20 protein-coding genes are annotated in these 11938 nt (G+C 69.4%); 9 read left to right on the plus strand and 11 right to left on the minus strand.

The features are described from left to right. Nucleotides 1-2: 2 nt before the first annotated feature. From ACTVAJ_RS09080 to ACTVAJ_RS09095, 4 genes are all read left to right on the plus strand, one after another. Nucleotides 3-212, plus strand: coding sequence for a hypothetical protein (locus ACTVAJ_RS09080; protein WP_470387631.1), 210 nt, complete (start codon nt 3-5; stop codon nt 210-212). 180 nt (nt 213-392) lie between these two features. Continuing rightward, nucleotides 393-719, plus strand: coding sequence for a hypothetical protein (locus tag ACTVAJ_RS09085; RefSeq protein WP_358570590.1), 327 nt, complete (start codon nt 393-395; stop codon nt 717-719). Further along, nucleotides 716-1186 (plus strand): WDGH domain-containing protein, encoded by a 471-nt coding sequence (locus ACTVAJ_RS09090; protein ID WP_470387632.1) that lies wholly within the window; start codon nt 716-718, stop codon nt 1184-1186. Before ACTVAJ_RS09085 ends, ACTVAJ_RS09090 begins: the two co-directional genes overlap by 4 nt. 12 nt (nt 1187-1198) lie before the next feature. Next, nucleotides 1199-1567, plus strand: coding sequence for a hypothetical protein (locus ACTVAJ_RS09095; protein ID WP_470387633.1), 369 nt, complete (start codon nt 1199-1201; stop codon nt 1565-1567). A 156-nt stretch (nt 1568-1723) separates the two neighbouring features. Here ACTVAJ_RS09095 and ACTVAJ_RS09100 read toward each other — a convergent pair whose 3' ends face one another. Continuing rightward, nucleotides 1724-2164, minus strand: a complete 441-nt coding sequence (locus ACTVAJ_RS09100) for a hypothetical protein (protein WP_470387634.1) — start codon at nt 2162-2164, stop codon at nt 1724-1726. 65 nt (nt 2165-2229) lie between these two features. Between ACTVAJ_RS09100 and ACTVAJ_RS09105 the strand changes: the two genes are divergently transcribed. From ACTVAJ_RS09105 to ACTVAJ_RS09115, 3 genes are all read left to right on the plus strand, one after another. Beyond that, a complete protein-coding gene (locus ACTVAJ_RS09105) occupies nt 2230-2796 on the plus strand; it encodes a ParB/RepB/Spo0J family partition protein (protein WP_470387635.1) in 567 nt (188 codons plus the stop codon). 7 nt (nt 2797-2803) lie between these two features. Further along, a complete protein-coding gene (locus ACTVAJ_RS09110; RefSeq protein WP_470387636.1) occupies nt 2804-3949 on the plus strand; it encodes a GNAT family N-acetyltransferase in 1146 nt (381 codons plus the stop codon). Nucleotides 3950-4056: 107 nt separating this feature from the next. Next, on the plus strand, nt 4057-4512 hold the full coding sequence (locus ACTVAJ_RS09115; RefSeq protein WP_470387637.1) for a hypothetical protein: 456 nt from the start codon (nt 4057-4059) through the stop codon (nt 4510-4512). On the opposite strand, the gene ACTVAJ_RS09120 is transcribed toward ACTVAJ_RS09115, so the two are convergent. After that, nucleotides 4509-5252 carry a DUF2786 domain-containing protein gene (locus ACTVAJ_RS09120; RefSeq protein WP_470387638.1) on the minus strand — a complete coding sequence of 248 codons (744 nt, stop codon included), beginning with the start codon at nt 5250-5252 and terminating at the stop codon, nt 4509-4511. The two genes, ACTVAJ_RS09115 and ACTVAJ_RS09120, sit on opposite strands and share 4 nt — an antisense overlap. Before the next feature lie 113 nt (nt 5253-5365). Between ACTVAJ_RS09120 and ACTVAJ_RS09125 the strand changes: the two genes are divergently transcribed. Then, complete coding sequence (locus ACTVAJ_RS09125) at nt 5366-6262, plus strand: NAD(P)-dependent oxidoreductase (RefSeq protein ID WP_470387639.1); 897 nt, start codon at nt 5366-5368, stop codon at nt 6260-6262. Here ACTVAJ_RS09125 and ACTVAJ_RS09130 read toward each other — a convergent pair whose 3' ends face one another. The 9 genes from ACTVAJ_RS09130 to ACTVAJ_RS09170 all read right to left on the minus strand — a co-directional run bounded on the left by ACTVAJ_RS09130 (nt 6263) and on the right by ACTVAJ_RS09170 (nt 11277). Beyond that, the gene (locus tag ACTVAJ_RS09130) at nt 6263-6808 is read right to left on the minus strand and encodes a hypothetical protein (protein ID WP_470387640.1); all 546 of its coding nucleotides are present in this window, start codon (nt 6806-6808) and stop codon (nt 6263-6265) included. 75 nt (nt 6809-6883) lie between these two features. After that, the gene (locus tag ACTVAJ_RS09135) at nt 6884-7435 is read right to left on the minus strand and encodes a hypothetical protein (RefSeq protein WP_358570616.1); all 552 of its coding nucleotides are present in this window, start codon (nt 7433-7435) and stop codon (nt 6884-6886) included. Beyond that, nucleotides 7432-7830, minus strand: coding sequence for an ASCH domain-containing protein (locus tag ACTVAJ_RS09140; protein WP_470387641.1), 399 nt, complete (start codon nt 7828-7830; stop codon nt 7432-7434). The genes ACTVAJ_RS09135 and ACTVAJ_RS09140 overlap by 4 nt, the downstream gene beginning before the upstream one ends. Further along, nucleotides 7827-8126 carry a hypothetical protein gene (locus ACTVAJ_RS09145; RefSeq protein ID WP_470387642.1) on the minus strand — a complete coding sequence of 100 codons (300 nt, stop codon included), beginning with the start codon at nt 8124-8126 and terminating at the stop codon, nt 7827-7829. Before ACTVAJ_RS09145 ends, ACTVAJ_RS09140 begins: the two co-directional genes overlap by 4 nt. A 92-nt stretch (nt 8127-8218) precedes the next feature. Beyond that, nucleotides 8219-8497 carry a hypothetical protein gene (locus ACTVAJ_RS09150; protein ID WP_470387643.1) on the minus strand — a complete coding sequence of 93 codons (279 nt, stop codon included), beginning with the start codon at nt 8495-8497 and terminating at the stop codon, nt 8219-8221. Nucleotides 8498-8554: 57 nt separating this feature from the next. Next, nucleotides 8555-9715 (minus strand): DNA polymerase III subunit beta family protein, encoded by a 1161-nt coding sequence (locus tag ACTVAJ_RS09155; protein ID WP_470387644.1) that lies wholly within the window; start codon nt 9713-9715, stop codon nt 8555-8557. Further along, nucleotides 9712-9906: a hypothetical protein gene (locus tag ACTVAJ_RS09160; protein WP_470387645.1), complete on the minus strand. Its 195-nt coding sequence runs from the start codon at nt 9904-9906 to the stop codon at nt 9712-9714. Before ACTVAJ_RS09160 ends, ACTVAJ_RS09155 begins: the two co-directional genes overlap by 4 nt. A gap of 74 nt (nt 9907-9980) precedes the next feature. Further along, nucleotides 9981-10985: a DUF932 domain-containing protein gene (locus tag ACTVAJ_RS09165; RefSeq protein WP_470387646.1), complete on the minus strand. Its 1005-nt coding sequence runs from the start codon at nt 10983-10985 to the stop codon at nt 9981-9983. Between the two features lie 73 nt (nt 10986-11058). Continuing rightward, complete coding sequence (locus ACTVAJ_RS09170) at nt 11059-11277, minus strand: hypothetical protein (RefSeq protein WP_470387647.1); 219 nt, start codon at nt 11275-11277, stop codon at nt 11059-11061. Between the two features lie 132 nt (nt 11278-11409). On the opposite strand from ACTVAJ_RS09170, the gene ACTVAJ_RS09175 reads away from it, so the two are divergent. After that, on the plus strand, nt 11410-11871 hold the full coding sequence (locus ACTVAJ_RS09175; protein WP_470387648.1) for a phage terminase small subunit P27 family: 462 nt from the start codon (nt 11410-11412) through the stop codon (nt 11869-11871). Nucleotides 11872-11938: the final 67 nt, after the last annotated feature.

Here is an 11938-nt window from a genome sequence, read left to right on the forward strand (position 1 = left end):
CTGTGATCGAGCACCCCGACCCGCGCCACCGCTGGTACACCCGGGCCGAGGCCGCCGCCGCAGCCAGAGTGTCCGTCCGCACCATCCAACGGTGGGTCCTCGACCGTCGCCTGGCCGAGCGCCACGGCCACGTCAACGCCGCCGCGCTGTTCGAGGTCGAACGCGAGCGACGCCACGCCCGCACACGCCCCGCGCCCGGTTGCGCAGCGTAGAGGGCGTGGCATAACCTCTGGTCAGAATCGAATACCTGTACCACACGCCCGGAGCGCCCCACGGCTCCGGGCGTTTCTCATGCCCAGGGACGCCCGCTCACACGTGCCCGGCAGGGACGCCGAGGTCTCAACCACACATATCCGCACCCCGCTGGGCACCCATGCTCTGAGGAGGCCGCCGTGCCGCGCGTCACCATCCCCATCACCACCCTGTCGGACGCCGGAGCCGCCGACCCCGCCGAAACCGACGGCGACACCGTCAACCAGCACGCCCTGCCCAACACCGGCCGAACCGTCCTGCGCGTACGCAACAACGACGTGTCCGCCCACGACCTCACCCTCGGCACCCCCATCACCGTTGCAGGCAAGGCCGTCGAGGACACCGTCATCAGCATCCCCGCAGGGGAGACCCGCACCTTCGGATCGCTGTCCACCGCCCTGTACGGCACCTCGGTCCCGGTCGATGTCGCCTCGACCGAGTTGAAGCTGATCGCGTTCGAGCCGTGAACACCGACGCGGTCTACCGCGAACGCGCCGCCCTCGTTGCGTACCTCGCCGCTCTGTACCCGGCCGTGATCGTCCCCGACGGAGCCCCCGCCACGCCCGGCTGGTCGCTCATCTACGTGGACACCCCGCAGGGCCAGATGAGCTGGCACCTGTCCAGTGATGACCTTGACCTGTTCGCGCACGTGCCCACCGTCGACGACGGCCCAACCTGGGACGGGCACTCCACCGAGGAGAAGTACCAGCGCCTCGCCGCGCTCACCGCAGACCAAGCCAACTCCCACCGCGACGCCCAGACCGTGCGCCCTGGCGACACCCTCATCCTGCGTAGCACGGCGCTCATGACCGCCGAGGTGGCCGCGAGGCTCAAGGCCGACGTCGCCCAGCGCATGCCCGGCGTCGACACGGCCATCTTCTGCGGCATCGAGCAGATGGCCGTGTACCGGCCCGACCAGCTCCGGCACGAGTAGGCGAACCTAGCCGTGCCCAGCAGAGCACCCCGCCGATGCAACCGGTGCAGGCAGCTCAAGGACGCCGACGGCCGCTGCTCACCCCAGTGCCGCACCCGAGCCCGCGCACGCAGCCAGCGGGCACGCGGCAGCAGCACCGCCCAGGGATACGGCACCCAGCACCGCACCCGCTTCCGCACGGGCGTCCTCACCCGCGACCCCGTCTGCGTCCGATGCCACGCCGCCCCCGCCACCCACGCCGACCACCACCCCCTGTCACGCAAGCAACTGGTCGCCCAGGGCCTGGACCCCGACGACCCCGAGCACGGCCGTGGCCTGTGCGCCCCCTGCCACTCCACCGAGACCGCCCGCGCGCAGCCGGGCGGGTGGAACCGCAGGTGAACCCACCCCAGGCATGCCCCATGACCCCGATCGCTCAGGGGGAGGGGGTGGGTCGCGGACCTCAGGGGCACGGCCCCCAGAACGCCCCGGTGACTGCGCTTACTCGCTGACAGGTTTTCCGAAACGGGGTCGCCGCTACGCCCCGGCAGAGCCGATTCACAGCGAGGCGAGCAGTTCGGCAGGCTCCATGACCGCGACCCTCTGCCTTCTGGCCTTCTTGATCATGTCCTGGTCGTTGGTCACCAGGGTCAGCCCGTCGTACTGGGCGGTGATGGCCACCAAGGCGTCCTTGTACTTGTTCTTCCCTCGCGTCGCCACCGCGTCCACCGCTTCCTGATCGCCGCCGAGCCGCGCCTCGTCCAAGAGTGAGACGTTGAGGATGAACGCGGCAGTGGTGACCGGTGTGCCCAGCTCCAGCACACGCAGGAGCGACGCGCGCCGTTGGGAGTCGGGTATGTCAGTGATCTCGTCCCGGGTGACGTGCGGGTACAGGATTTCGAGCCTGCCGTCGGTGACCGCAGCCCGCACGGTTTCGTACGCACCCGGTTCGTCGGCGATCGGATCCACGCCGTTCGTGTCGATGAGAATTCGCAGCATGGAGAGGACGCTACTCCTCCCGGTGTCTGCGGTTGTCGCCCTTCTCGTTTCTCAGGAGCCCGCCCATGGCCAAGGCCGCACCGCCCCCACACATCCATCCCGACATCCAGCACCTGGCCGTCTCGGTCGGCGACCTGACGCCCTTCGAGCGCAACCCGCGCCGTGGCAACGTCGACGTGATCGCCACGAGCCTGCAGAGCAACGGCCAGTACCGGCCCATCGTCGTCAACAAGGGCACGCACACCGGCCGGACCAACGAGGTCCTGGCGGGCAACCACACCTACGCCGCGGCGAACCGGCTGGGCTGGAACGAGATCGCCGCTACCTTCGTGGACGTGGACGCCGAGACCGCCGCCAAAATCGTCGTGATGGACAACCGGGCCTCCGACCTGGCGAAGAACGACCCCGACGGGCTCGCCTCCCTGCTGGGGGACCTGTCCGACCTGGAAGGCACCGGATACACCGAGACCGACCTCGCCAAGCTCCTCGGCACCGACGTGACCGACGACGATGACGAGGTGTTCGCCTCCCGCTTCGAGGTCGTGGTGGAGTGCGCAGACGAGTCCGACCAACAGGAGATGTTCGACCGGCTCACCGGCGAGGGGCACACCTGCCGGGTCCTGACCCTGTGAGGACGGTATGCCGACCGCACACGTGACCGTGGCCTCCCCAGTGCCCACGTCGTTCAGGGCCGCCCGGGTGGAGGGCCAGTTCGACATCCCGCACCGCACCGAGCAGTCCCTGACCTTCTCCGCCGACCTCACCAAGTGCGAGGACCAGCCCTGGTCGGTGGGCGCGATCGTCGGCGCGTCCGGCCGCGGCAAGAGCACGCTGGCCCGAGCCCTGTGGCCACGCGAGTACCGGGACGCCGCCTACGACTGGCACGCCGACTGCCTCCTCGACGACTTCCCTGAGGACCTGTCGACCGACGACATCGTGTCCGCGCTGACCGCCGTCGGTTTCTCCTCGCCGCCCGCATGGCTGCGCCCGTACCGGGTGCTGTCCACCGGGCAGAAGCACCGAGCCGACCTGGCGCGTGCTTTGGTCGGCGAGGACCATCTGGTCGTCGTCGACGAGTTCACGTCCGTGGTGGACCGGACCGTGGCCGCGTCGCTGTCGGCCGCCGTCGCCCGGCACGTGCGCCGCGCCGGCCATCAGTTCGTCGCGGTCACCTGCCACCGGGACGTCCTGGAGTGGCTCGAAGTGGACTGGTACTACGACCTGGACGAGGGCCGCACTCACTGGGGGCGTCTTCATCGACCCCGCGTCCGTCTCCAGGTCCGCGAGGGCTCTCGCAAAGCCTGGTCGCGCTTTCGCGGCCACCACTATCTGACCGGTGAGCTTCACAACGCGGCCCGCGTGTTCCTCGCCTACGTGCAGCTCGGCGACGCCCCCGCCGAGCACCTGGTGGGGTTCTTCTCCCTGCTGCCCGTGGCCGGTCACCGGGGCTGGTGGCGTGGCCACCGCACCGTAGTCCTGCCCGACTACCAAGGGCTCGGGATCGGCAACGCCATGATCGAGGCCACCGCCGAACAGCTCTGGAAGCGTGAGAAGAAACGGTTCCGGGCCACCACGAGCGCGCGGAGCCTGATCGCTCACCGGCGCCGCCACCCCGAGATGTGGCGGCTCACCATGGCCCCGAAGATGAAGGCGGCCGTGGGCAAGACGTCCACCATCAAGGGCCTGTCCTCCTCCGTCGGGCGGCTCACCACCACGTGGGTGTACGTGCCCGAGGAGATGCGGCGCTCCGCCTCCACATCAGCCACATCCGGGGAGCGTCACTGAGAGCGCTGCTGTCGGGAGCACCCCACCGCGCGCACGATCACATCAGGGGAACCCCGATCGCCCGTCACGCCCGGACTCACGGGCACGGTTCAGGGAGGTGACCCTCCATGGGGCTCGTCGCAGGGCTGGACCCCGTGCGCGCCGCGCGCCTCTACGGCATCGCGCACGTCATCGACTACGGTCCCGACCGGGAGGGCGACGGGCTACTCATCACCACCGGGGCCGGGCTGCTGCTGTCCGACATGGACCAGCTCCCCACGCTGCGGTGGGCCGTCGACATTGGACCGTCCCGGGGGTATCCACAGGCTGTGGATTGGGCTGCGGTCGCGGCCCGCACCGTCACGCACACCGTGGCGCACCTGTGGATGGCCATCACCGATCCCGCGTGGATGCTCAGCGTCCTGGAGCCGTTCCCCGCTGACCGGCTCGCCGTGTGTTCCCGGCCGCGGCTCGACATCGGCCACCAGGCCGACACCGTCGACGAGCTGGAGACGTGGTGCGAGGCGTTCCGCCACGAACCGGCCGTGGGGTTACGACCGGTCGGGCAGGGCGAGTGCCCTTAGCTTTCGATCGACTCGGTGTCGCCGTCGGTCACGTTGTTGCCGATGTCGGCGCGGCGCCCGGCCTCGCGCCCGGCGGCGAACCCGAGCAGGCTGCTCTGCAGCCCGCGAGTCTTCTGCAGTTCGCCGATGTGCTCGTCCACCCACGCGTTCACTCGGGTGGCACGGTCGACGAGGACAAGCTCGGTGGACGCGCCACCGGTCTCGGCGATGGTCTCGGCGCGCACCCCGGCGAGGCGTTCACGGACGCCGGAGCCGAAGGACATGATGAACTGGCGGCGCGCTTTGAATGCCTTCCAGCCTTTCAGGTGGGTGGAGTACCGGCCGGTGCGCCACCAGGTCTTCATGGCGGACACAGCCTGCAGGCGCAGGGAGGCGATCAGCATCTCGGCGCGCTCGACGTCGGACCGGTGGCCGATCACGTAGACGATGCGCTGGTCCGGGTGCGCGTACCCGGACATGTAGAAGGTGCGCAGTTCGCCGAGCCCGTCGACGATGGAGCTGGTGAAGGCGACGAACGCATCCGAGTAGGTGTCGGTGTAGAGGATGCGCGCGGTGGTGATCTCCTCGGGCTGCTCGCCGGTCATCGCGGCGCGGACGACCGCCTCTTCGATGCCCCACTTGATCATGAGCTTTTCGGCGGCCCGGGTGAACGCTTCGGCCTCGGCCGGGGAGTCGGTGCCCTCGGCCTTGGCGAGGAGCTTGGCGATCTTCTCGCGCTGTTCGTTCTGCGTCTTGGACATCGGGTCTTCCCTTCTGATACTTAACTAGCTTGGCACTAGTTATGTTTTAAGTATCGCGGAGGAGCCGGAACGTCACAAGTAGTAAACGGGTGAAGTTTTCGGAGGTAGCCGTGATGGTGATCGTCGCGACCTGCCAGCGGGGCCGCGCCGCCCTGTACGGGTGCAGCGGCGTCCGCGCCGTCCCCCTGGAGGAGGCCGCTGTCGCCCACGCCGACGCCGTCTGGAGGAGGGCGGGGACCACCGGTCCCGAGGTCGCCGCGGCGCTCAGCCGAGCCAGCACCGTCCGGTGGGTGCACACCGACACGGCCGGAGTCGACGACCTGCCCCTGCCGCAGCTTGCCGAACGCGGCGTGGTCCTCACCAAGACATCGGCGTACACCGACGCCGTCGCCGAGTGGATCGTCAACGCCGTCCTCGTCGCAGCGAAGGGCACCCCGGCCTACGTCGACGCCTCACGGGAGGGTCGGTGGGAGCCCGGGGCCGGAGCCCCTCGGCTCGTCGCGGGGACCCGCGCGCTGGTCATCGGCGACGGCGCGATCGGGCAGGCCGCCGGTTCGGTGCTCGCCGCGATGGGCGTGACCGTGTCAGCGGTCAGTAGCCGGTCGGCCTCAGGCTGGGAGGCGCTGCTGCCCGGCACGGACTGGCTCGTGCTCGCGTGCCCGCTCACCGAGCGCACCCACCACCTCATCAGCGCCGCCGTCTTGGGGGCGCTGCCCGTCGGGGCATGGCTGGTCAACGCCGCGCGCGGAGAGGTCGTCGACGAGCGGGCCCTGGCCACCGCCCTCGACAGCGGCCACCTGGGCGGGGCCGTGCTCGACACGTTCTCTGTCGAGCCGCTGCCCGCCGACTCGCCGCTGTGGGGCAGACCGAACGTGGTCGTCACCCCGCACGACGCGTGGCGGGCCTCGGGGGCGGGCCGCCGCCAGGTCGCCGACTTTCTGGACCAGCTCCACCGCTACCGCACCGGGCGACCGCTCCACCGCACGGTGGACACGGCTGCCGGGTATTAGTCAGTGATCAGATCCGGGGAGCTGTTCGTAGTACTCCTTGCGGAACGCTGCTCGAACCATGACGGCTTCATTCAGGTAGATGGTGTTCGGGAGTTCTTCTCCGCGAAGGTAAGCCCCCAGGGACTCCTGAACTTCCTCGGTCATGATCATTATTTTCATGCGTTTCAGGGATTCAGGGCAAGGGCCACAGCAGTAATCATCCATCAATCGTCCACTACCGAACCGGGTGTCACAGGCGGCTTCGATTGCCTCCCGCAAGTCTTTATTCGGGATGCGTAGCGCTGAGAGTCGGATCGCCCCCAGGCAGTCGCTCATCTGCTCGGTCCACTCGAAGTCTTCACCGGCCTGGCTATGGATCAGCTTCTCCAAGGTCTGCACCTGGGTCGTGATGACGTCAATGGCTGCTTCGGCCATGGTGGCGCGGCGCTCTCTGATGGCATGCCTGGCCTGGTGACGCTGCTGGTAGACGACTCCTAGGAACGCAGCGCCAGCACCGAACAGCGCGCCGCCCAGTCCGACCAGGGCCACCAGGATCTCTGTGCTCAAATGAGTCTTCCTTCTCTGGATCGGAGGAACGGTCTCTCCACCGCACGGTGGACACGGCTGCGGGGTACTGACGGCTCAGTTCTGCACTGGATGATTCGCCGAGAGTAGCCGCTGCCAATGCTTTTGCTTCTCAAGCATCATCCGCAAGCGCCCGTCGAGCGGCTCAAGGGGTTCCCCGCGCAGGTGGGCTCCGAGTCGCCGCTGAATCTCCTCTGCCGTCTCCCTCACGCGGATAGCGGGTCGGTCAGGGATTGAGGGCGAAGCCGCATGGGCGTGCGGAGTCCCCCCGAACAGGTACGAGCACGCTGCCTCGATCGGTTCACGTAGGTCCTTCTGCGGGAGACGCAGAGCTGCCATCCGGATCGTATCCACGCACGCGTCCATCTCCGGTGACCACTCGAATTCCTTGAACGACCATTCTGGCAAAAGCTTCTTGAGGCCCCATGTCTGGGTGATGATCGTGTCGATCGCGTGGTGTGCCATCTCGGCCCGCCGTTCCTCGGCGGCCTGCTCGGCCTGACGATTCTGCTGGTACACCACGCCCGCGAACGTGGCAAAGCCACCGACGAGTGCGCCGCTCAGTGCGCCGCCCGCTCCGATCAGGCCGACCAGTACTTCAGGGGTCATGCGCTCTCCTGTAGCTCCGTCGGCAGGTGCCGAACGATCTCGTCGGGTACCCGCCACAGGCTCAACTTCCCTTTGCACACGATCGGGTCGGACAGCGGGCGAGGGTTGGCGAGCACCCAGTGCCAGTGGTCGGGGACCGCCCACGCGCTCGCGTGGTCGCGGACGCAGTCGACCACGTCCACGACTCCGACGATGGCACCCGGCACGAGGTTCCCCGGGACGGTAAACCCCATGTCCTTGAGGCGCTGGCGGGCACCCGGGGCGGTCGCACTGCCCGCGTGGATGACGAGCGGCCCCCGATGCTCGGTGCGCCATGTGCGGTTCTCGATGTCCTTGCCCACGTGCAGGATCGCCCACGCCCACGGGTGGCGTACCGACAGGGCTCGCAGCGTCATGGGTCGCTCCTCTTCTCCTTGCGGGGCCGCCCGCCTCCGGCACCGCGGCCGGGGCGGTTGGTCGCCCAGGCGTCGACGGTTGTCGGAGCCCATACCGGGGTCCGGCCGAAGTGATGGTCTGGCTCGGGAAAGTCGCCTGGTCGCGGGCAGTTGTCCTTGCGGCGCTTGGTGGCGGCGTCGTGGTAGCTGCGCACCGTCGATTCGGTGAGCGGGTTGTCACTGCGGCCGGTGATGCCGTGCTGCTCGAACAGGTACGCGGGTAGGTCCGCGATGGCCAGATACGTAACTGGTGTCATGCGGGTGATGATACGGGGCTGGCTGTGTGCGAACCGGCGTCGCGCCCAGCCCCGGTGCAGGGGGCTGAGCGCGACGCGCGCTTGCGGGCGGTTCACCTCCGGTCCCTGTCAGCAGGGGCGCACCGGGGATCACCCCGGTGGGCGTGGTGGTGCCATCCCCGGATGTCGGTGATCTCGGAGTAGATGTCCACGGCGGTGAGTGCGCGGCGGATGCCGGTCAGCTCCGCCCAGGTGGTCTGCAGTCCGGGCTCCCAGCCGGTGATGGTGGTGGTCTCGTAGGTTTCGCCGCGTGCGGTCAGGATCTCGTCGATGTTGTGCCAGGCGTCGATGGCGAGTCGGGTGAGCGCGTCGCGTTCGTGTCGGGTGGCCAAGGTTCCTCCCTTGGGGTGTGGTGTCGCCCCCGGGACGGGCGGGGGCGGCACGTCGGGTCACGGGCGGGGCTGGATGGGCACGATCAGGTGGACGTGCTCGGCGTCGAGACTGAGGGGGGTCCCCGAGGGGACGAGCGCGGCGACACGGCGGCCCGGGGAGACGTGCAGCGTCACGGAGTCGCCTCGCATGGTGTGCAGCGCGTCGCAGAGGTAGCGCGCGTTGAACGGGATGGGCGTGAACCGGCCGTGGCCCTCGGCGGCGATCGCGGTGGTGGCGGTCGCGGTCTTCGCGGCGGCGACGGAGAGGCTGTCGACGTCCGGGCGCACGTACACGGTGGCTCCCCGCTGTCCCTTGGCGTCGCGCACTGTGGCGGCACCCCCGAGCAGTGCGGCGAACGCCTTCCGGCGCACGGTCACGGTCGTCTCGGACTCGCGCGGGATGAACGGGGCGAGCTTGGGGAACGTGCCGGGGATCAGTCGCAGGGTCGCGGCGAGCGCGCCACTGTGGACGGTCGCCCACCCTTCGCCGTGCGGGTCAGCGGTCAGACCGATGGCGGCGTGAGGGTAGGTGGTCTTGCCCAGGAGCTTGGCGAGCAGTCTGCCGGGTACGATGCCGTGGGGCTCACGGCCCCGGCACAGGTTGGCGTAGATGTGCGCGCGCGTGCTCACGGCCCGGTACCGGTCGGTGGCCTGCAGGACGATGTCGCTGTCGTTGCTGCGCATGTCGATTCCGGTCAGCAGGGGCAGGGTGTCGTCATGCTCGACGGCGCACGCGGCGGCACGAACGGCACGGGCGAACTCCATCCGGTCGACTCCCCAGTCGGGCGGCACCTGGGCGGGCATGGTGGGCCACTCGTCAACGAGCAGCGTCTCCGTCTCCAGTTCGGCGGTCCAGTCGCCCAGGGTCAAGGTGACGTGGTCCCCGTGGTCGGTGATGGTCGCGGGCACCTCGGTCAGCTTTGCCGTGGGGCCGCGCATGGCCTTGACGAGCTTGGCCAAGGCGAAGTGCCCGACGGTGAACCGCTCGTCGCGGTCGGACGTGGTCCCGGGCAGGGTCACGGTGATGCAGGCGTCGAAGTCGTAGGCGGTCAGGGTCGTGGTGCCTCCGGTGGTCTCGATGAGGATCCCGGCCAGCACGGGCAGGGGCGGTCGGCTGTGGTCGATCAGGGTTGTGGAGGACAGGGCGGAGCGCAGCGCGCCCACGCTGGTGGTGATCATCGGGTCGTCCCTTCGATGCTGTGGCGGACGGAGAGGAGGAGGGAACGGGCGTTGCGGCGCGCGGCCTCTCGGGTGAGTCGGCGCGCGGTGGCGCGCAGACGGGCGTGGGACATGTCGCGGTCGAGGTGGCGGTAGGTCGCCATCGACAGGCGTGCTCGGGATGCGCGCAGGCGGCGCTCGACGGGATGCATCGGGTGCCCCTCTCAGGGGGGTGGGCCCGGCGCGGGGCGGTGGGACGGTCACCGGCCCCGCGCCGGGGGTTTGATCAGCTCGCGAGCATGAACGCGTCGAACGCGGCGGTCTTGAGCTTGCGGACGCTGGACTGGATCAGGACCCGCTCGGCGCGGGTCGTGAGCGCGGTGGCGTCGTCCGCTCCCTGAACGGGGGCGAAGTGGTCGAGGTACTCGGTCACGGCCTGGTACCCGGCCCAGCGCGAGCCCCGGATGTTGGCGTTGGTGTCGGCCTCGGAGTACAGGTGGCGGAGCTGGGCAAGCAACGCGTCGTTGTTCTCCTTGGCGCGCTTCCCGGCGTCGTCGGCGATCGGGAACAGACGCCGGATCTTGTTGGTGAAGTCGACGTCCCTCATGCTCGTCTGCAGCATCTTCTCGGCCTCGCCCTGGAAGGCTTCGAGGTACTTCCAGGTCAGACGCAGCGCCTCGCGCGCTTCGGCGACCCGGCCGGTGACCCCGCTCGTGTGGCGGATCGTGAAGGTGCTGCGTGCCTCTCGCAACGCAGCGGCTTGGGTGTTCGCGCACACGATGCGGACCGGGGACACGATGGCGCGCATGGAGGCGGTGCCGTCGTGCGCGTTCATCGCGGCGATGTAGAGGTCGAGGCTGTCGGTGTCGTCGCCGATGGTCATCGCCTCGGGCATCTTCATGGTGATGAAGACGTGCCTGCCGTCCCGGAGGCTTCCGGCGGTCTCGAAGTGCGCGCCGCTCTCGTCGCTCAGGACGTTGAGGAAGTCGGCCAGCTCTTCGTTCTGGACGGGCTGCCACTGCTCGCCCACGTACCCGAGGACGTCGGGCTCGCCGGTCTTGGGGTGGGTGCGGACGGTGGCGTACGCGCCGGGGACGGTCAGGGTCCGCTCGTCGACGGTGGTGGTCAGCGGGGACTTGCGGACGTTCCACCCGCCCAGGTGGGCGGTGGTCATGGCCTCTTCGGCGGTGAACGTGCTGGGGAGCACGGTGCCGAGGCGGTGCCAGGCGGACAGGCGAGCGGAGACGAAGGCGGCGGAGCCGTCGGCGAAGGTTTCGATCTCGTGAGCCATTGCGCTGTTCCTTTCGGGTTCTGCGTTGGGTTGGGGGTGTGGCCCCGGGCGGTCGCTCCGCCCGGGGGCGCGATCAGCGCGGGTTGCGGGACAGGTGCGCGGTGATCTGGTACTCGGAGCCGTCGGAGAAGGTCACGACGACGCCAGGGTCGGCGGTGAGGACTCCGGCGCGCTCGTAGGTCGCGACGTCGGTCACGTACAGGTCGTCGGCGCCGGTGGTCTCCTCGATGGCGAGCGACAGGTTGTCGCGCAGGGCGTCGGCGAGGGCGGTGGCGAGTTCGTCGGGGGTCATGGCGCTTCCTCTCAGAAACTTAACTAGCTCTGTACTGGTTATGTTTTAAGTATGAGGGGCTCCCCGGCATGGCACAAGATGTTTCCCGGGCCCATTTTCAGGAGTTTTCCCAGGTGAGAGGGGGTGGGGGGAGTGGGTAAGCGCGGCCCCCGGCCGACCCCGACCAACGTGCGGTTGCTGCGCGGCGATCGACGCGACCGCGTCAACACCGACGAGCCGATGCCCGCCGACGGGCTCCCCGAGTGCCCCGACGACACCTCACCCGAGGTGCGCGAGGTCTGGGACTACACCGTCGACCAGCTCGCCGCCATGGGCACCGCCACCCCCGCCGACCGGGACGCCCTACGCGCCTACTGCGAAGCGGTCGTCACCCACCGCAAGGCGTGCGCGCTGCTGGCCAAGTCGGGCATCCTCATCCGCTCGGCGAAGGGCGGCGCGCTCGTGCGCAACCCGGTCGTCCAGGTCCAGCGGGACGCCGCAGCCACCCTGCGCGGCTTCGCTCAGGAGTTCGGGCTGACCCCGTCGGCGCGCAGCGAGATCCGCATGGCGAGGGAGACGGGCCGTGGCCGCGACGCGGACAGGCTCCTCTCCTAAGAGCGGACGCGCGCGTCGGCCGCGGCGGTCGGAGCCGGACCACGACCGGCGGTGGCGGCCCCGGTCA

Source organism: Nocardiopsis sp. KDC1DS13DA1, assembly GCF_055632325.1.